This is a genomic window from Candidatus Thorarchaeota archaeon (assembly GCA_013388835.1).
In the GTDB taxonomy this organism is placed as follows: Archaea; Asgardarchaeota; Thorarchaeia; order Thorarchaeales; family Thorarchaeaceae; genus JACAEL01.
Window position 1 is genome coordinate 23,879 of sequence record JACAEL010000022.1, and the last position, 18,798, is coordinate 42,676.

An 18,798-nucleotide genomic window follows, 5' to 3' on the forward strand; every position below is an offset into this window, starting at 1 on the left:
CATCATCCACATTAGGACAGAGGCAAAGTTGCAGAAGGAAATGATCCAGGCTATAACAACTCTCTTTGAGCACAACTTCATTCAGAGGGAACGGATGAACAGGATGCTCAGGCAGTTGACGCATGAAGAACTCAACAGGGACTTTGTGGCACAGGCGTCAATCATACGAGTTCTGCATCACATTGCAGCCACGGAACACTACTGGATTGGCTCAGTGCTTGGTCACAAGTACGAAGAGGAGGAAATCGCATCAGGAGGACTCGAGTTGGACGAGGTCATGCGATACTGGAAGAAGGTCGAGATGGGCACCAGAGACTACTTGGGTACACTCAACGAGAGTAGGCTGGCATACGTGATAAGCGTCCAGTGGCCGATAGGCACAGTGAGCTTCACAGTCGGCAAGGCACTGCTGCATCTTGCAAGTCACGAAGTGCATCACAGAGGCCAGATTGCGATTCTGATGAGACTGCTTGGCTACGAACCTCCTGTTGTCGACATGATTCAGTCCCCCGAGTGTGAGATAGAATGAGCCAGTTCTTGGAGATGAACTATAGAGCAATCATAGGACAGGCACTCGCACTGCGTAGGACCGCTCAATCTGTTCGACCAGATGACTCGGTCGTCACTCAGGGAAAGCACAGGATAGTGTTGTTCGGTTGCGGGGACTCCTATGGAGTGGCCGAACTCGGTCGGTGGACCTTTCTCTCTATGGGGCTCAATGCGGTCACACTCTCACCGGGAGAGACGAAGTACGTACAGCTCACAGACCAAGACTTAGTGATAGCTGTGACCGCGTCAGGACGGAGCATTGAGCTAATTGAAGCACTCAAGATGACAAAGAGAAACGGTGTCAGCACAGTAGTCCTGACTGACAATGGCGAGGGGATGGCGAGTGACTACGCAGACTGGCTCTGGTTGACAAAGTCAGGTGCTGAGAGTTACAACATCAGTCCTTCTGCAACAACAACATCAGCCATGGCATATCTCCTGCTTGTTGCATCTCAAATCGATGGGACGCATCAGCAACTGAAGACGGACTTGGACAGGCTGTTGGACAAAGCTGATGATGCACTACAGTGGGCAGAGGCAGAAGGTTCACGTCTGGCGGAGTTGGTAGTTCCACAGAGTGCGCTGTATATGATATCCGAAGGACCAAATCTCGTCGCAGCACAGATAGGCATGATGAAGTATAATGAGTTCGGAGTTGCGAAAGGCATAGCAGCAATTAGGGAAGAATTCAAGCATCACTATGTCCTCTCAACAGGCGGTACCGACAGCGCTGTGCTTATTCTGGACACTCCTAGTCCCCGAGATCAGGACTATATGAACTCGTTGAGAAAGGTCCTTGATGCGCGAGTATATGGTCTGTCTGCTTCTGCTGCACTGGGACTTCACAGTTCTCTGGTTCAGGTGATACCGAACACAATGGCGATGCAGATGGCGGCATACCACACAGTCAAAAGACACAGCCCCTCCATGATGTGGTTTAGGCAGCCTAACGCCCAGGCATTCAAGATATACTAGCAATATGCTTCAGCATTTGCAGGGAAAGAAGCCTCAATACACAGAGAAACAGGCACAATGGTGGTGCTACAACCTCATGAGTACGAGTGATCTCCTCGGCATGCTACAAGACATGGCGAGTCCAGAGAACCGGAGATGTGTAGCGGAGTATATCAATGCACATGAATCCGAATTCAGAGAGCTCCTCACGAGTCTGTTTGAGAGGAGCACGGTTCCGGCAGAAGTAAAGCTTCAGCTTATGAACATAGTAGACCTCCTCTCGGAGCAGAACACTGTGGCGTTTCTTGAGTGCGCGATATCCGACACTGATTCAGTGGTGAGGGTGCAGGGCCTGCAGGCGACCTATCGGACCAGAACGGAGTCGCTTAACAAGAGGATTGTGTCCATAATGAGAGACCAACACGCTTGCTTCGAGGAGAGGAAGTGGGCAATTCACATCCTTGCCAGCACCGACCCGGAGAGATATGGAAAGGGAATACGAGAGATTGTCAGAGATTGCTCAGAGCCCGCAGAGATCAGGAAGGAGGCAATCTTTTCTCTCACATGCCTACACGACACCGAGAGCCTTGGGCTGTTATGTGGAGTGCTGGGAGACCCTAGTGTTGAGATACGTCAGTCAGGAGCGTGGGCATTGAGCAAGATAGGCTCTCCGGAAACTGTCAACTGTCTGTTCTCAGCGATGGAGGATCCCGATGGTGTCGTTCGTGACTGGGCAATACGAGGTCTAAGGGATATGGACGACACAAAGGCGCTTCATGGTCTTGCAAAAGCAATCGTCAGAGCAGAGCCTGAAGATCAAGTGCGGCTAATCCGCTTGGTTGTGGAAAGACGTTCGGAAGTCGTGCTGAGGGCAATAGCACAGGTACTCAACTCCCATGATGTGAGAGTGAGGAGAGAGGCAGCTTGGGCCATGGCTGTGTCCCCATATCCTCCCGCGAGCAGCTCACTAGAGGCACTCCTCGAGGACGAGGACGAGGACGTACGCAAGTATGCACAAGCGGCACTTACGAGGATTGGAAAGGGGGACGTGAACGAGGGAGGCTTCTTGTTCTGAGTCACATCAGTCCCCGATATAGACCACCATCTATGAGCAGCAGGGCGCCATGTATGTAGCTTGCTAGGGGGCTCATCAGGAAAGCACAGACTCTGCCGAACTCGTCCGGGTGGCCCATGCGACGAAGGGGAATTCTGGACAATATGTGCTCTTCACCAGACGGGCCTTTGGTCTTGGCCATCAACTCATCAACGCGCGCGGTTCGGATATAACCGGGACACACTGCATTCACGCGTACTCCATACGGAGCGAACTCGTCAGCGACAGTGCGCATCATTCCAATCACAGCAGTACGCAGGGAGTTGGACAGAAGCAGGTTGTCCAGTGGTTGTTTCACAGAAACTGATGTGCTGTAGAGGATTGATGCGGAGTCGGCCTTGCGCAAGAGAGGTAGTGCACACCGAGTTAATCTGACCGCACTCATCAGAGTCAAATCGAAGGCCGACGACCATTGTTGGTCAGATAGGTCTTCGAACCGGCCGGGCGGCGGACCCCCTGCATTGACGAACAGCCCATTAAGATGACCGTGTTTCTCGCGAACCAGACGCAAGAGACGCTCGATGTCATGATGTACCTTTAGGTCAGCAACCACATACTCAGCGCCTGTTCCGAGCGAGTCAGTTGCTGACTTCAGCGAGGACTCATTTCTGCTGCAGATGGTCACCTTGGCGCCCTCTTCAACAAGAGACTTCGCCACGCTGTAGCCCAGACCACGAGAGGCAGCAGTGACAAGAAACACCTTTTCCTTCAGTAGAAGATCCATTCTCCAAGACCAGAGTGATAGGAGAACAAACCTCTATTTCATTGCGACGGAGCTAGCCAGCCTCTGGATGGACAAGAGGTTCCGTTCTGGCACCCATGGCAACTTCCACCTGTCTGCCCTTGTCCTCTCCATGCGGAGGCATCTCTGGTTGCGTCTTTCCACACATTGTGACTTCAAGGTGGAGGAAAGCTGCACTCAGTCGACGAAAGTCCTCTGCCAACTTGAACTCACCAAGCCCGAGTGAGTTAAGTGCCTTCTCTACCTTGCTTGCTGTCAACGTACTGCTGCTTCCAGATGCGAACGAGATTAGAATGCGTTGTTCGTCAACATCGGGCATCTTGTAGACTGTGTGACAGGCTATGCCCATCTCCCTTAGACCATGTTTAATCCTAGTTTCAATTGGATTCATTCTAGCTGTCCACCAATAACTGGTACGTGTCAGAGTACTAAAACACCTGTAATGGCGGGGTATTACCAGTCACGGATGACCCGGACAGGTGTATGCCTGTAGACAGGGGCAGTATGAGGAGAAGAGGCTTAGCCAACGGTACAACGGCAGGACCCGGCGGCCGATGTTGTAACTCTCGCGGAACAGGATGACATCGAGAACAGACCAACGAAGAAGCAGAAGCAATGAAGTGGTCGGGACGGGGGGAGTCTCCGTTAATGCGAGATACGCACACTTTTGAGCCCCCAACAGGCGGATTGCGGCTGCGCTAGCATCTACAGTCCGCTGCTCTGCCAGGTTTCACAGAGCTCGGAAGTCGAGGCTCTATTGAGCTACGTCCCGACACGGACTACTCCATACAGAGCGGTTAAAAGCGTTACTCCGTGCCTTGTCGGAGCTTGAGAGAGAGGGGCTCAAGCACATGTGTCTGTTGTGGTGCTGTTGGACGATAAGCAGCCGGTCCACACAGACTTGCAGAGCCGGGATTCATTTTCTGAGCGGGAGTATTAGGTGAGCAGTTCTCACGCTCTGGAAACTAGTCGAGGCGTTGAGTCGACCTCAGGCTTTCTGTGTTCACAGATTGGTGCACAAGCACCGCGTAATGCATGTCGAAGGCCGTCCAACTTCCGGGCAGATGCTGCAGACCAAGACGCCACTAGGCGCACATTCGAGGCAGTGACTCATTGTGACCGGGGAAACACAGCGCAATAGTGAACTCGCTAGATTGATAGGGCTGGAAGCTGTAGAACGACCACTCATGGGAGGGCTTCAACTGCCAAAGCGTGCCATTGAACATACGTTTCCCACGATTGAACTCAGCAGGATAGCGGAGCGCGAATCGACGGGATTCGGTCGTCGCCACTATAGACCCGTGTACCTAATGCATAAGTGGTGGGCAAGGAGGCTCGGTTCGGTCTTCAGAGCGCTTGTCCTGTATTCTCTGCTGGAACCCACAGAAGACGACTGCAGCGCCGATTCGTTGTGGAAGTTGTACTCCAGGGATATTGACCTCTCAGACAAGATTGTGTTTGACCCCATGATGGGGGGCGGAACCACGGTGGTTGAGGCCCTTCGCTTCGACTGTAGAGTGATTGGAGGCGACATCAACCCGGTGGCATGGTTTGTGGTAAAGAAGCAGATTGAAGACATTGAACCGAACCTCCTCAAGACGGCACTCAGTAGGCTCGAAGCAGAACTGGGCAAGGAACTCCGCATGTACTATCATACATCATGCCCGGAGTGCGGAGAGGATGCAGAGGGCATCTACTACTTCCACTGCATGGAAGCGCAGTGTCCGGACTGTGGAAGTATAGTCGCTCTAATGCGGGACCACGTCCTGGCCAAGTCTATCACAGGACGCGGAAGCACTGTGGTATGTCCGCAGTGCTGGGAAGTGTTCGATGCGCCCACGGTGCGAGAGCTCGTGGTGTGTCCGAACTGCGCAAAGGCATTCGTGCCAAAGACCACCTCGTCAGTCAAGGGTGGTGTCTTCAAGTGCTCTCGGTGTTCAGGCGAGCACAGACTGTCTGGTTTCTATCAGCACCGGGCCCACGGGAGCAGGATGTATGCGGTTGAGTTCTACTGCAAGGTATGCCATGACAGAGGCAATCCAAGACTGAAGAACGGCAGAGGGTACAAGAAACCAGATGATAGAGACCTTGCACTTCTCAGTCTCGCGGAGGAGGAGTATCGGAGAGTCGAAGCCGAGCTGCCATTGCCTGAAACAATGATACCTGTAGGTATTGAAACAAGAAGGGCCCTCAACTATGGATACCAGAGATTCAGGGACATGTTCAGTCCGCGCCAGCTTCTCAATCTGGGTAAGATAAACAAATGGATCATGAGGTGCGAGGACTGGCATCTCAAGGAGTTCCTTCTCCTTGCGTTCTCCAACTGCCTAAAGTACAACAACCTCTTCTGCAAGTACAACGGCACTAGGGGATTCATCACAGACATATTCAGGACTCACTCGTTCTCTCCTTCGGTGTCGCCGGTGGAGGCGAACTGCTACGACACAGCTAGAGGAAGGGGCGCATTCACCGCCTTTGTCAGGCTTCTGATAGAAGGCAAGGAGTATTGTCGCAGACCATTTGACAGACTACCAAGCGAGAGCGGCCTCAAGCAGGTCTGGTCCCAGCGTCCGATATCTGCAGACATGGTTGACTCATTCATTTCACTCAGTAGAAGGAGAAGGGTAATGCTTCAATGTGCCTCTTCTGAACATGTCAATATACCCGAGTCATCAGTGGATGCAGTGGTGACGGATCCGCCTTATGAGAGCAATGTGATGTATTCAGAGCTCTCCAACTTCTTCTATGTGTGGCTGCGGCTCTCACTTCGAAGCAGGTATCCCTGGTTCGCGGATGATGTCGTCCCATGGGAGAGGGAGGTCATCTCAAACAGGGTTCAGAACAAGGGGCACAGGGAGTATCTGGACGGTCTCACACAGGTGTTTAGAGAATGCCATCGTGTTTTGAAGAGTGAAGGAGTGATGACGTTCACATTCCATCATATGAATCCCAGATCTTGGGGTTCAGTCCTTCGGGCGCTCCTGAACGCGGGCTTTGTCGTTTCGTGTGTCTGGCCCGTGAAGATCGAGATGGATGCTTCCACACACCTTCGTGGACTGAATAGTATGCACTATGACTCAGTTGTTGTATGCAGAAAGCGAACAGAACATGGTACTGAGGCGGACTGGGGTGAGCTGATGGATGAAGTCAGAGAAGTGTCTGAAATGCAGCTGCAAACATTGAAACTGCAGGGACTAAGGTTCAGCGCGTCTGATGCGCTGGTAGTTGTTCTTGGGAACTCATTACGGATCTACTCGTCTCACTATCCTAACGTCGTGAATCAAGGGGTACCAGTTGACACGGAGGAGGCACTCTGCACTGTGGCAAGGTTGGCTCAGACTGAGTGGCGCTCAGGCCTGCTGCTAGAAGGGGAGAAATGAGGGGACCAGTCCGGAGGCGATTAGAAGACAGAGTATGAAGGCAATCAGCACAGATGCCATGACTATCGAGTCAAACCTCCTCCATCTGACAGTCCGTACGTAGGTCCGTGTCTGGGAGTAACCGAATCCCCGACCGACCATCGACTCAGACAAGGTCTCCACTCTTGAGAGAGTAGAAACAAGTAGGGGAAAGAAGGTGTATCGTAGGGTTCGTAGCGTCTTTGAGGGACGTCCAACCTCGATAGATATGCCCCGAGAGCTCTGTGCCATACGAACGGTCTGGGTCTCCTGATCGAATAACGGGAGAAAGCGCAGAGCGATGACAATCAGGAAGCCATATCGGTAGGGTATTCCCAGTCTTGAAAGGGAGTGGGCCAGCAGTGTTGGGTCAGTGACTGAAACGAATAGCATGCTAGAGAGGACTATGACAAGAAAACGCAGCGAGATGGTGACACCGCGTGCAAGACCATAATCAGTGACAGGAATGAAGGGGCCAAATGAACCCAACTTGGGTACCAAGAAGAGCACTATGGTACCGTTTGAGGTTACCAATAGCTGCACAGCGAGAATCATCGTGGAGAAGAGGACAATTAACCGCAGACGTCTTGCGACAGTTCCGAGAGACAGTCTGGCAAGCCGCATGCACATGAGGACTACTAACAACACAGAGAGTGCCAACAACCACTCGTCGTACACTAGGACTCCGGTCGTACATAGAATCAGAGATATCAGCTTCAATAAGGGGTGAAGACGATGCAGTGTGGTGTCCTGTGCAGTGAAACCAAGACGCAACGCCATCTCACAGTCTCCGGTGGTTCGTAACAGCTGCTCTGAAGCAAAAGGGACTCTCGTGTGTTAGTCCGCAATTGCTGCTCGGATCTTCAATGCACTTGAGTGTGTCGTGTCGTACGGAGCTCAAACGCGGAATGTGCACACACTGAGACTGTGGTCGGTTCAACAACGCTCAACGGACTTCAACAGGTGTCAAAGTTGGTCCATAGGAGTGGCAACACGCCCATGACAGACTCTGTTCAATCGACAGTAAGCGGCGAATATGCCTCATGACCGGACTGTCTGAGTCGTTCAACCACAGCATGGGGCGCACCATCCATTAGAATCTCTCCTCGACGGAGAAAGACGATTCTGTTGCACAAACGAAGTGCAAAGCTCACATCGTGCGTGACTACGACTACCGCACCCCCTTTCCGTGCAGTGCCTGAGATCACTTCCTCCATGTGGGCACGACCGAACCTGTCTTGTCCAATGAAGGGCTCATCTAGGAGGAGCAGTCGTGGATTGTGACAGGTCACAGAAGACACATTCAGACGGCGCTTCTGTCCGTGACTAAGCGCAAATGGGTTTCGATCCATGTAGTCAATCAGTCCTGCAGACTCCAAGGAACGGCGGCACGCAGCAGCGCTCTCCGCATCCAGACGGTTCAAGACCTCTAGGGATAGAGTCTGCTCTCTCCAGACAGTTCTCTCGAAGATCTGGTGATTAGGGTTCTGGAACACAACTGCAATTCTCTCTGCAACCTCTGCCCGTGACATCTTTCGAATCTCTTTGGACATCAGAAGAACACTGCCCTCTTGTGGTTGCAGAAGCCCGGCAAGTACCAAAAGAAGCGTGGTCTTCCCCGAACCGTTGTCGCCCATGAGAGCGACAATCTCGCCGGAGCCTATGTCGAGAGATACTTCTCGCAGAACCATTTCCAGTCCATAGGAGAAGCTTACTCCTCTCAGGGACGCAATCACTGGTCCCGATGTGACGCTATGGGAAGAGGCGGCAGGTAGCACAGCATCCGAGTCCGCGGGTGTCCAAGCTCGGGCCACACCCTTCTCAACTCTGACCACGCGGTCAGCAATGGGCAGCAGCGGCGCCAGCTGGTGTTCGATACAGACAACGCCTGTACTCTGTTTGACTCGGAGCAAGACCTGTCGGAGACTCTGAATGCCGTTGGGGTCGAGACTTGAGGTGGGTTCGTCGAGAATGAGGTATTCCGGAGAACAGGCAAGCACTGCCGCAATAGTGATGCGCTGTTTTTCGCCGCCCGATAGAGCATAAGTGGGCCGATGCAGCAGATGAGATGCGCCAACATCCTTCAACGAGTCAAAAACAATGGTACGGATTCGTTCGGGTGCCATCAGGTAGTTTTCCGGCCCAAAGGCAACCTCGTCGAATACACCGAGTGTACAGATTTGACTCTCAGAATCCTGATGTACAAGCGCTACCCTCTTGGCAACCTCGGCCATTGACCATTGAGAGGTGTCCTGTCCATCAATCGTCAGAACACCACTGCAGAAGCCTCTTGTCTGTCGCGGGATGAAACCAGAAAGGAATCTCGCAAGGGTGGACTTGCCGGATCCAGTTGGTCCTGTGACTAGGACCAGTTCTCCAGGTTGCACATGAAAGGACAGCGAGTTCAGCACCATTGTTTCGCCGTCGTAAGAGAACACGACATCGTGGGCTTCCAGCATAGGTTTTCGCCTAACAGACCTCGATTAATACAACCTGGCGAACCCAGTATTGACCCTCATAGTCTCCCGCAATCAGCCACAGGCCATCTCCGGCTGAGGAGAGTATGAGCCTATTATCAATCATCACCGAACTGAGAGCAAAGAGCGCGCTGTACCCGTCCCGCGCTTGCACCCTGAGACAAGTCGCGTCCCGTTGAGGACCAGCTCTAGACAGTATCACATGGACAGGTACGCCAGTGTAGTTGGCTGTGGGGAGGTGTGTGTAGGACCCGATGAGTGTGGCCTCAATGGTAGTCTCTTCGCCAATGAAGTCAGATGGTCTATAGATGAATGGATTGTCCACAAGGCCAACCACGTCACAAGAGAACGGATCCGTGAACGTCCTTGCCACTGCAACAGAATAGTACAGCGAACCTGAAATCAGGAAAATGACGAACGCTAATGCTGGCAGACTCTTCTTTGAGATGAAATGGTCAGTCGTGCTCTGAAGCGCACTACTAGTCGTGGCATGCCGCAGGGGAAGATGTAGTTCTGTGAGAAAGTCCAAGGTTTCCCAGGCAAAGTAGCCTCCGAATATGACCCCTGAACAAAAGGCCAATACTGAGATGACCACAATGTACATGAGCGGCACATTGGAGAAGTATAGGGCTTGGAAGATTACTACATTGGACGCGGCTGAAAACCCTGCCACCAGCCACGACTTGACTCTTGTTGAGACCGACCAGAGGGTATTCAGACTGGTGCCGATTACACCGATGTCAACCACGATTCCCTGTACGAATGAGATCAGCACTATCACAACGCCGTGAGTACTGCCTGCGAAGAGCTCAACAACACCCTTTACAAGGCCGCCTAGTGAAGCTGCACCACTGCGTGGTATTAACAGGCGAATCAGTACAATCCAGAACACATGGAGTCCGGCCACAAACTGACCAGCTCCAAATGGAACACCGAGGGCCAAGTTCACAAGATTGCCGAGATAACCAACGAAGGCACTGAGAGCTCCACCAAGCGAACTCAGAAGCGCAAGTGTGACCAACTCGCTTGTAGTAAGGGGCGCAGAGGCGGAAGCGTTCAATCTGAAAGCACCTCGATAGCATTCACATACCGGACCCATCTAGAGCCAGCGGACGGATACTCGAACCAGCCGGTCCCCGGAGCAGATGTCAACATACAATCGTCGTTACTGTACTCTCCGTCGGGGGGAATCATCACCACTCTTGGTCCTTCACTCCACAATGGCACTGCGGTGTGATTGTAGGCGTAGGCCAGAATCATTTCGCCCTGAATAAGGAGCCAGCTGGAGTCTGGATAGACGTTACTATAACAGTAGGCCTGAGCGAAGCCATCATGGGCGATAATCATCAGATGCCCGTTCAATGCCATTCCGCCAACCAATGCAACGAGGTCTGAAACTCGCACGCCTCTGTAGACACCTGCGCCGCCCCATACTCCGTACTGGTTCTGAAATGCTGATTGTCCCTCCACTGATTGCATTGACGACAGGTCAGCGACTGTGAGCACAACGCAATCATCACTGCTTCTAATCACGAGGGTCTCGCGATCCATTGCGGGTTCATCTAGCAGAATAGGTTCGACAGTCATTCCCGACGGGGCAATGGTGACGTTCACATAGTGGTAGAAGCCACCTTCCTGTTCTGAGGCATACAATCCGGCCCCTGCGCCTCCCGTCACGACATACAGGACACCGTTCACGGCGACTGAGCTAAAGAGATGGATATGTCCTGAGAAGACAGCGTCGACTCCGTGTGATTCGAAGAGCCGCATCAGACGACGTGCGGTCTCCTCTGGAAGCGCATGTTCCCCATTCGTCCGAGGGTCGAAAACGGGAGTGTGAGTGAACACAATCCTCCAAGTCGCATCTGAAGCGTTCTCTAGGTCCGCCTCCAGCCACTCAATCTCGCTCTCCTCCACATCCGGGCCAGATGAGTTGAAGACAGAGAAGTGGACATGTCCAAAGTCGAACGAATAGGTCGCTGGTCCCAGTACATGTCTATATGTGAGACCTCCACCAAGTCGGACATCGTGGTTGCCTATCGTGCTGAAAAACGGGACCCTAGATTGGTTGAGAACTGACAGAGCCGCTTCGTATTGATTCGGCTGGCCGAAGGGTGTAAGGTCTCCGCAATGAAAGATGAAGTCAGGACTGTAGATGTTCGCTGAACGGACTATCTCCTCCAACCCACCTTGATATCCTTGGGAGTCTCCGAACACGAACATGTTAAGCGTTTCCTTCGAAGAGGATGACATCAGTATGGAAACGCTCGCCTTACTTAGAGGAGTGCTTATGCGAATGGTTTCGGAGTTTGCCTCGGTGCGGAGAACAGTAAGTTGCGCCAGCGATTCGTACTGCACCCTACGAGTATCCACATTGGTGATTCTGAGGTCGAATACTCCCAGGCCGTTGGTGTCAGCCCACTCAAGTGTGACAGACACATGTGCGCCCAGTGCCCTGATGGTGGCAGAACATGGGTAGATGGCCAAGAGATGGCCGCCAGTCACGGACACTTCGGGATGGCTCAGTCTGATTCGTGGAACCGCCACCATGATTCCAACTGTGGTTGTGAGAACAATGACGACTAGGGCCAAGGTCACATCTCTGCGATTCAAGTCCGACACCATGGGTGTGCTGCATCACTGATATGTTTGATTGTGCATTTCGGACGTTTCGGTTAAGAATGTTGGGAATCTGTACTCCGAACTAGACGGGGAGTCCGTTTTGGCGTACTTCTTCGGATAAGTTCAGAATTCGTGTGTCACCTCGCCATCTATAGGTCTCGACCAACCAGTCTGCGATGCAGTCTATGTATAGCCTCTCAATCTCTGGCGTCCGGGTCTGACCTATCGCCTTGAGGTAACGGTCAAGAAGCCGCCAAGACAGGGATCTCTTTCTGTGGTCAAAGATGGGGTCGGTGTCAAGGAGGCTTGCTCCAATGCCACTTATGTCGGCCAGCCAGTTTCCGGGACGAGCCTCTTCAAAGTCAAGACCGATGACTACTCCATCGCTGACCACGAAGTTGCGAAGCTGAGGGTCGCCTTTCAACAGTCCTGTAACGCGGTGAAAGCGCACATACCAGTCCGCCAACTGGTCAATCAGATGGGGGTCGAACGTGGAGTTGACTACATCCACAAGAACATCGCCGGGTACGTATTCCATCAGGATGACATTGTCCTTGGACTCTATCACATGCGGCACCTCTATCCCGGAAGAACTACAGACGGCGAGGGCCCATTCTTCCACGGTGAACCGTTCATCTCCGGGTGGACGGAGTCGGACACACGAGTCGTGTCGCTCCCAGAAGACGGCACTGGGGTCACTCCTTGAGGTCTCAAGAAGTGCCGAGCCGACCTCGGGCGTTCTGTGATCACACAGAAGCATATGGACACCACCCTGCGTATGTTCAAGACTGTCCAACTTCGCGGCAGCTGCAGCCAACCCCGGTTCCACGAACAGCTTGGCAACAAAGAACCTCGTCGCGGAGTCCACGCCGGACTCGGAAACATCAAGTCTAAGGACAACGTTCTTCTTGCTCTTCAGTCTCTGGCTCCGCACCAGTCTGGCGTGTGGACCAACTTCCGTTCTCAACATGTCCCAGAGCGTGACCAGTCGCATCGGGTCAAGTCGTTTGCCGTCTAGTCCTGTGAACACCATGCGGAGACCGGCTGGGAGGCTCATTTTCATCAACTCGACGAGACTGCACATCTAGGTTACCAATCAGGCTTTAAGAAATTACATCGTTACACCAACGGAGAACCATGTCTGTCAGAGTTTGTAACCTCGAACGCAATAAGAGCCGCTGTAGATGCACGTATCCAGAGTGCTCACGTCAGGGGATCTGCTGTGAATGCCTTCACTATCACTGGCAATACCGAGAACTCCCCGGTTGCCTCTTTCCCCCGGATGTAGAGAAGGCATACGACAGGTCTCTTGAGAACTTCATTAGAGTCTGGAGCAAGGAACTCAAGAGGAGTTAGGATTTGGCATCTACTGCTTCAGGAAGAGTCGCTCATTTCGGAGTGTATTCGACAGAAAGGACTTAAAGGTCAACCAGTGTCAAGGATGATGTGGGCGCGTAGTCTAGTCAGGGTTCAGAGCAGTTTGCTGCTCTGAAGTACAGATAGGGCGCCAGCCTTCGGAGTTGGATGTCCCAGGTTCAAATCCTGGCGCGCCCGCCACTTCCTTCTGGCACGCCCTCGGCACATGGTGTCGTCCAGCAACCAGCATACTAGAACACATGTTCTGTGGCCGGTTGCTTACCGAAGAGCTTGGCCATGCGGTGCCTGTTGGGTTTTCGAATCACACCACGGTCAGTGATGATAGCGGTAATCAGCTCAGGAGGAGTGATGTCGAACGCAGGATTGTACACCTTTGCAGTAGGGACTGTGATGTATTGACCGTTGATGATTCGGACCTCATCTGGGGAACGTTCTTCAATCTGGACATCCCTAGAATCGGTCACCATGTCAACTGTGGACGTGGGAGCAGCGACGTAGAATGGTATCTGATGGTACTTCGCACATATGGCCATCGTATAGGTACCAATCTTGTTAGTGACATGTCCGGTCTTGAGTATCCGGTCGGCGCCGACAACACAACAGCTCACTTGTCCCTCTCTGAAGACAGTACCAATCATACCATCGGTAATGAGTGTAACATCGATTCCATCCTCCATCAGCTCAAACACTGTGAGACGGGCACCCTGTTGCCTCGGGCGAGTTTCGGCAGCAAAAACATGTATGTCACCATTGTACCGCTCGTGTGCCACTCGAATTACAGCACCAACAGTACCAATGTTCACAGTGGCCAGAGAGCCGGCGTTGCAAATGGTCTGTATTGTGGAACCCGGACCTATGAGGGGAAGCGCATACTCACCTATGGAACGACACATCCGGACATCTTCTTCAGCAATCTCCTTTGCCTCTTCGACAAGACGCCGGACTATCGCAGATACTGTTCCTTCAGACTTCATCGCGACGGAGAGCATACGAGATGTGGCCCATGTGAGATTCACAGCAGTAGGTCGCACATTTATGGTCTTGGCGGCCTGCTCCAGAAAGCCTATGAGTTCGTCCTTGGTCTTGGCGCGACTCTCGATTGCAGCGAGTGCCATAGCCATGCCTGCAGCGGCACCAATGGCTGGAGCCCCTCTGATCTCCATCGTACTAATCGCCTGTGCAACTCGTGCATGGCTTTGCGTCACGATGTGGTCTGTTTGAAGAGGCAGCTTGGTCTGATCAACAAACCGGACTGCGTCCTTGTCGTCCAACCACTCTATTGTCCTAAACACGTCTTGTCCTCCAGATGATGACTCAGGATGCGTTCTAGAAGCTTAATAAGATTCTCAGCGGCCACTTGTACAGGGGGAGTCAGGCCCTCACCGAACGCAATGCTCTGAGGCTGAATCCCCAGAAGCACGGTCTTGGCGCCCGTTTCCTGCTCAAGGTACATCATCAATAGCGAGAGAGGCATACCATGGGTACTTATCGCCATTCCTCCAATCCGTTCTCGCGTAATCAGCTCTACGTGACCCGGGTGCTTCCTCATATCTGCGGCATCCACCAGAATCACTCGTTCGGCTCCAAAGTCAGTAAGGGAACTGGTGAATGCCTCTGGTACTGACCCGACGTTTTTCACAAGTGCACACGGGTTGTCAATCCCAAGATGTTCAACAATGAACAGTCCAACACCATCATCAGTTCGCAAGTCGTTTCCTATGCCTAGAACCGCAACTCTCGTGGCTTCGTCTAGGAAAGCAGACAATGTGGCTTCTATCGAGTCTGGGCACATATCTCTCGCATCACAGGGATACGTCGAAGGGTTTTTCACAATACCGTTCAGACCGCATTGCGTTGGCGATGAGAGATTGTTTGATGAAGATGGCGAAAGCCCTGAGCAGCCGGACCTAGAAGTACCGGAGGAAGTCGAAGGACAGGAGGAGGAGATAGAGCCTGCTGAAGCAATCTTCGCAGACGGGAAAGGTTACGTTGGAGCTGATGACGCCGACAGGATATCACAGCAGGGGTTCTATGGTACAAGGACTGACGACGGCAGGCTAGAACTCGAGCCTGTTGAGATTCTTCACCTCATCGAGAGGAAACGTTTGATTGTAAGGCTACAGAGTGGTGAGCCTTGTTCTGCAAGCACGATTGTCAGTAAACTGCTCAGGGAACAACCGGACTTGTGGACAAGGTATCTCGTCTTCAGAGACCTGAGAAGCAGAGGATACGCGGTGCGTCAGGGCTTTGGTGGGGGAATTGGGTTCAGAGTCTATGCTAGGGGAGAGAAGCCGGGCTCGGCCTCTGCCAACCAACTTGTCTATGTTCTCAAGGAAGGTGATGTAGTGTCCCTACAGGAGCTTGCTACAATTACAGAAACCGCCTCCGCAGCAAGAAAGAAGCTTGTCTTCGCCCTCGTCGACCAGAACGGTGAAGTCAACTTCTACAGAGTCGCTCAAGTTGTACTCCACAACAGGCAGGGTGATACGGTTTGACACACAGATGGAACAATAGCGATGACATTGAAGCATATGAAGAGATCAGGAGGCTGGAGTCATTCTTTGACCCGCACACTATGAGTGTTCATCTGGTTGAGAACAATCCCCCCAGGGCAAAGAGGGGTGCTCCCGGCGACTGGTCACTTGTAGAACTCTCCAGTCAGCCGCTAAACCGCGAGGAACTGGAGGAAATGGCGGAAGCAATCGTTGTCGCAGCCCGCAATGACCGAGGCTCGTTTGTGGAGATTGAGGAGGTGGGTGCATTGGTGGTTCAGTTGAGGAACTACAGGATAGCAATCGCGCAACCCCCGTTTGCGGACAAGTTTGAGATTTCTGCAATTCGTCCGATTACCAAGCTCTCCATAGCCGATTATGCCCTGAGTCCGAAGTTGATGAAACGCCTTGAGAGCAGAGCAGAAGGAATACTAGTATCAGGTTCACCGGGCTCAGGCAAGAGCACTTTTGCGGCCGCTCTTGCAGAGTTCTATAGTGGACGCGGTAATATTGTAAAGACACTGGAACAACCTCGGGACCTTCAGGTGACAGAGGACATTGTCCAGTACGCACCCATTGATGGCAGCATGGAGAAGGCGGCAGACATACTTCTGCTTGTGCGTCCGGATTATGTGGTCTATGATGAGCTCAGGAAGGACTCGGACTTTCAAGCATATGCAGACCTGCGTTCTGCAGGAGTGGGTATGGTGGGCGTTGTTCATGCGGGGTCCTCGATTGATGCGCTCCAAAGGCTCATTCATGGGGGAAGAGTGGAACTGGGTCAGGTGCCTAGCACAGTCGACACGGTGGTTCATATCGAGGCAGGTAGAGTTGCCAAGGTGGTATCATTGTCGCTCAAAGTGAGGCTACCCACTGGGATGAGTAGTTCACAGAGAGACTTGGCCAGACCTGTCATTGAGGTGAGAGACTTCGAGCGCGGATTACTGGAATTTGAGATGTTCACGTTTGGCGGCGAGAAAGTGGTGATGCCTGTACACGGGACCGATGTGACAGCAGCAGGAAGAGGCGGGAGGGACCATGAGGCGGGAGCAGCTGCGGGTGAGAGTGTTCAGGTGTCAGTAAGCTACTCGTCCAAGAGAGTGACACTGTTCGTGGGCAGGAGGTATGCAAGACAACGACTGGATGTCTTCGCAGACGACGTCTATTTGCTTACCACTGTTGTGGGCCGCAATGGGGAGTCCACGATTCGAACAAAGACCCGTCAAGGCAGCGCTCTGGTTGATGCAATGGAAGAAGGTGCAAAGATTACCGCTCGTGTGGCGGACTGAATCGGCGAATATCAGTTGCAGGTTGTGAGTCGTCGGTCCAAACGAGTGTGGCGGGCCCGACCAGAGACTCACCCGACGTGGATCTCACGTGATACGGGGTTTGAACTGGTGGCAACCAACTGACTCCATTGCACTTGGCATTAGGAGGCTGGTGCCCTATGAACACCCTGCAGAGCAAGTCTGATTGACCATGCTAGGCGACGGGCCCTTATGCTGAATGGGGGGAGGTGTGTTGTTAAAGATTACGCATTTGAGTGTCAGTCTGCCAACGAGGCAAGACAGTAAGTGTACTTTCGAGTGATGTGGGCATATCCGATGACAGACATGTGTTCATCAAGTGTCCTCATGTTGACATCAACGGATACGGAACAACTATCAGGAAAGTGGACTGCCTTGGACATGATTGCGTGTTGTTGTGCACAACGAGCGATCACAGAGATAGAGGTCGACTCTATACTTCAACTGACCTTAAGGTGGGGAATGACCTCAGTGCCATCTGTTGGGAGTTGAGGACTCCGTTGTCCCACTCTGTCCAACTAAGAGTGAATGGTCAGAACGCGACAGCCTTCGCTTGTGCCCACATAGACCCGTTCCGCCATACCAACGAACAGACCCGTTTCAATAACACCGGGAATCATCTTGAGAGCCTCAGCAACTTCAGCGGGATTGTCAATTGGATTGGGAAACTTGAGGTCCAGAAGGAAGTTACCATTATCAGTCACGACGGGACCCAGCTTCCCCTGGGCTTCTCTTAGGATGGGCGTCATGCCCATGGCCTCAACTCTCCGTCGAACGAAGCCGAGAGAGAACGGCAACACTTCGATGGGTATGAGGAACCTACTGCCAAGACGATCTACGAGCTTGCTCTCGTCTGCCACAATCACAAGTCGTCTGGAGGCTGCAGCCACTATCTTCTCGCGTAGCAGCGCACCTCCACCCCCTTTCGTTAGGTTCAGGGCTCTGTCAATCTCATCTGCGCCGTCTACCGTCATGAGTAGCTCCGGGTTTTCATCGAGGTTGGCAAGAGGTATGCGGTGAGCAACAGCAAGCTGATATGCCTGGTAGGAACTCGGGACAACGCTGACTGCCACCTCTCCGGAGGCGACGAGTCGCCCCAGCTCTTTCGCGAAGATTGCCACCGTGGAACCGCTACCCAATCCGATGGGTCCAGACCTAGGCAGCTCCTTGAGGACTCCAAGTGCCGCATTGACTTTGGCTTCTGCCATCTAACATCATCACTTTGTTCGTATGATACTACCAAAAAACCTTCTCCAATCAACGATGTGTGAATCGACAGATTCGCTGCGGCATGAAGGCACGTTCTGCCAGACTACGTAAGGTCTCCAGACAACAGACCAAGCTTACTAGGACCGAGAAACTGGAACTCCGAATTCGAAACGTTTGACATCTGCCCGGGCGGAGCATTACGAAGACTAGCGAAGACCACATCTGGTCTATACGGTTGGCGGAGGTAGTCTAGTCGCCACTCATCAGCGCTTTTAGCCGCTCCATCTCTGCGAGCATCTCACTCTGAAGAGAGCTCTTGGGTGCGCCTGAGGATGCAGGTCCGCCGGGACGACCGCCGGGAATGCCCTCGGTGGAAACCACACCGCTAGGACCACCACTGGGACGACCACCACCGGGAGGACCACCGCCGGGAGAACCGCCGCCGGGAGGACCACCGCCGGGAGGACCACCGCCGGGAGGACCACCGCCGGGAGGACCACCGCCGGGAGGACCACCGCCGGGAGGACCACCGCCGGGAGGACCACCGCCGGGAGGAC

At 53.0% G+C, this 18,798-nt stretch carries 17 protein-coding genes and 2 tRNA genes; 7 read left to right on the forward strand and 12 right to left on the reverse strand.

The window, feature by feature from the left end:
- The first annotated feature begins 40 nt into the window (after positions 1-40).
- The 3 genes from HXY34_04595 to HXY34_04605 all read left to right on the forward strand — a co-directional run bounded on the left by HXY34_04595 (position 41) and on the right by HXY34_04605 (position 2,578).
- Positions 41-529 (forward strand): DinB family protein, encoded by a 489-nt coding sequence (locus HXY34_04595; GenBank protein NWF95398.1) that lies wholly within the window; start codon positions 41-43, stop codon positions 527-529.
- A complete protein-coding gene (locus HXY34_04600; GenBank protein ID NWF95399.1) occupies positions 526-1,524 on the forward strand; it encodes an SIS domain-containing protein in 999 nt (332 codons plus the stop codon). The genes HXY34_04595 and HXY34_04600 overlap by 4 nt, the downstream gene beginning before the upstream one ends.
- Before the next feature lie 76 nt (positions 1,525-1,600).
- Positions 1,601-2,578, forward strand: coding sequence for a HEAT repeat domain-containing protein (locus HXY34_04605; protein NWF95400.1), 978 nt, complete (start codon positions 1,601-1,603; stop codon positions 2,576-2,578).
- Between the two features lies 1 nt (position 2,579).
- On the opposite strand, the gene HXY34_04610 is transcribed toward HXY34_04605, so the two are convergent.
- On the reverse strand, positions 2,580-3,341 hold the full coding sequence (locus HXY34_04610; GenBank protein NWF95401.1) for an SDR family oxidoreductase: 762 nt from the start codon (positions 3,339-3,341) through the stop codon (positions 2,580-2,582).
- A gap of 52 nt (positions 3,342-3,393) precedes the next feature.
- Entirely contained in the window at positions 3,394-3,750 is a 357-nt protein-coding gene (locus HXY34_04615; GenBank protein NWF95402.1) for a hypothetical protein, read from the reverse strand.
- A gap of 763 nt (positions 3,751-4,513) precedes the next feature.
- Between HXY34_04615 and HXY34_04620 the strand changes: the two genes are divergently transcribed.
- Positions 4,514-6,739 (forward strand): DUF1156 domain-containing protein, encoded by a 2,226-nt coding sequence (locus HXY34_04620; GenBank protein NWF95403.1) that lies wholly within the window; start codon positions 4,514-4,516, stop codon positions 6,737-6,739.
- On the opposite strand, the gene HXY34_04625 is transcribed toward HXY34_04620, so the two are convergent.
- From HXY34_04625 to HXY34_04645, 5 genes are all read right to left on the reverse strand, one after another.
- The gene (locus HXY34_04625; GenBank protein NWF95404.1) at positions 6,722-7,537 is read right to left on the reverse strand and encodes an energy-coupling factor transporter transmembrane protein EcfT; all 816 of its coding nucleotides are present in this window, start codon (positions 7,535-7,537) and stop codon (positions 6,722-6,724) included. The genes HXY34_04620 and HXY34_04625 overlap by 18 nt on opposite strands.
- A gap of 233 nt (positions 7,538-7,770) precedes the next feature.
- On the reverse strand, positions 7,771-9,216 hold the full coding sequence (locus HXY34_04630) for an ABC transporter ATP-binding protein (GenBank protein ID NWF95405.1): 1,446 nt from the start codon (positions 9,214-9,216) through the stop codon (positions 7,771-7,773).
- A gap of 10 nt (positions 9,217-9,226) precedes the next feature.
- The gene (locus tag HXY34_04635) at positions 9,227-10,294 is read right to left on the reverse strand and encodes an ECF transporter S component (protein ID NWF95406.1); all 1,068 of its coding nucleotides are present in this window, start codon (positions 10,292-10,294) and stop codon (positions 9,227-9,229) included.
- The gene (locus HXY34_04640; protein ID NWF95407.1) at positions 10,291-11,847 is read right to left on the reverse strand and encodes a metallophosphoesterase; all 1,557 of its coding nucleotides are present in this window, start codon (positions 11,845-11,847) and stop codon (positions 10,291-10,293) included. The genes HXY34_04635 and HXY34_04640 overlap by 4 nt, the downstream gene beginning before the upstream one ends.
- A gap of 91 nt (positions 11,848-11,938) precedes the next feature.
- The gene (locus HXY34_04645; protein NWF95408.1) at positions 11,939-12,913 is read right to left on the reverse strand and encodes a hypothetical protein; all 975 of its coding nucleotides are present in this window, start codon (positions 12,911-12,913) and stop codon (positions 11,939-11,941) included.
- Between the two features lie 391 nt (positions 12,914-13,304).
- On the opposite strand from HXY34_04645, the gene HXY34_04650 reads away from it, so the two are divergent.
- Positions 13,305-13,413, forward strand: a tRNA-Arg gene (locus HXY34_04650).
- A 50-nt stretch (positions 13,414-13,463) separates the two neighbouring features.
- On the opposite strand, the gene mtnA is transcribed toward HXY34_04650, so the two are convergent.
- Positions 13,464-14,525, reverse strand: a complete 1,062-nt coding sequence (gene mtnA / locus HXY34_04655; protein ID NWF95409.1) for an S-methyl-5-thioribose-1-phosphate isomerase — start codon at positions 14,523-14,525, stop codon at positions 13,464-13,466.
- The gene (gene hycI, locus HXY34_04660; GenBank protein ID NWF95410.1) at positions 14,510-15,025 is read right to left on the reverse strand and encodes a hydrogenase maturation peptidase HycI; all 516 of its coding nucleotides are present in this window, start codon (positions 15,023-15,025) and stop codon (positions 14,510-14,512) included. Before hycI ends, mtnA begins: the two co-directional genes overlap by 16 nt.
- Before the next feature lie 76 nt (positions 15,026-15,101).
- Between hycI and endA the strand changes: the two genes are divergently transcribed.
- The gene (gene endA, locus HXY34_04665; protein NWF95411.1) at positions 15,102-15,728 is read left to right on the forward strand and encodes a tRNA-intron lyase; all 627 of its coding nucleotides are present in this window, start codon (positions 15,102-15,104) and stop codon (positions 15,726-15,728) included.
- A gap of 80 nt (positions 15,729-15,808) precedes the next feature.
- Positions 15,809-17,014, forward strand: a complete 1,206-nt coding sequence (tadA, locus tag HXY34_04670) for a Flp pilus assembly complex ATPase component TadA (protein ID NWF95412.1) — start codon at positions 15,809-15,811, stop codon at positions 17,012-17,014.
- Between the two features lie 48 nt (positions 17,015-17,062).
- Here tadA and HXY34_04675 read toward each other — a convergent pair.
- From HXY34_04675 to HXY34_04685, 3 genes are all read right to left on the reverse strand, one after another.
- Positions 17,063-17,222, reverse strand: a tRNA-Arg gene (locus HXY34_04675).
- Positions 17,223-17,550: 328 nt separating this feature from the next.
- Positions 17,551-18,240, reverse strand: coding sequence for a ribose 5-phosphate isomerase A (gene rpiA, locus HXY34_04680; GenBank protein ID NWF95413.1), 690 nt, complete (start codon positions 18,238-18,240; stop codon positions 17,551-17,553).
- Between the two features lie 250 nt (positions 18,241-18,490).
- A partial coding sequence (locus tag HXY34_04685) for a hypothetical protein (protein NWF95414.1) occupies positions 18,491-18,798 on the reverse strand: 308 nt, incomplete at its 5' end.

Excerpts from the sequence above, each read along its gene's own strand:
- HXY34_04595 (NWF95398.1), top strand. The coding sequence starts at position 41 with ATGATCCAGGCTATAACAACTCTCTTTGAGCACAACTTCATTCAGAGG.
- HXY34_04600 (NWF95399.1), top strand. The coding sequence starts at position 526 with ATGAGCCAGTTCTTGGAGATGAACTATAGAGCAATCATAGGACAGGCA.
- HXY34_04605 (NWF95400.1), top strand. The coding sequence starts at position 1,601 with ATGAGTACGAGTGATCTCCTCGGCATGCTACAAGACATGGCGAGTCCA.
- HXY34_04610 (NWF95401.1), bottom strand. The coding sequence starts at position 3,341 with ATGGATCTTCTACTGAAGGAAAAGGTGTTTCTTGTCACTGCTGCCTCT.
- HXY34_04615 (NWF95402.1), bottom strand. The coding sequence starts at position 3,750 with ATGAATCCAATTGAAACTAGGATTAAACATGGTCTAAGGGAGATGGGC.
- HXY34_04625 (NWF95404.1), bottom strand. The coding sequence starts at position 7,537 with ATGGCGTTGCGTCTTGGTTTCACTGCACAGGACACCACACTGCATCGT.
- HXY34_04630 (NWF95405.1), bottom strand. The coding sequence starts at position 9,216 with ATGCTGGAAGCCCACGATGTCGTGTTCTCTTACGACGGCGAAACAATG.
- HXY34_04645 (NWF95408.1), bottom strand. The coding sequence starts at position 12,913 with ATGAGCCTCCCAGCCGGTCTCCGCATGGTGTTCACAGGACTAGACGGC.
- hycI (NWF95410.1), bottom strand. The coding sequence starts at position 15,025 with ATGTGCCCAGACTCGATAGAAGCCACATTGTCTGCTTTCCTAGACGAA.
- tadA (NWF95412.1), top strand. The coding sequence starts at position 15,809 with ATGAGTGTTCATCTGGTTGAGAACAATCCCCCCAGGGCAAAGAGGGGT.
- rpiA (NWF95413.1), bottom strand. The coding sequence starts at position 18,240 with ATGGCAGAAGCCAAAGTCAATGCGGCACTTGGAGTCCTCAAGGAGCTG.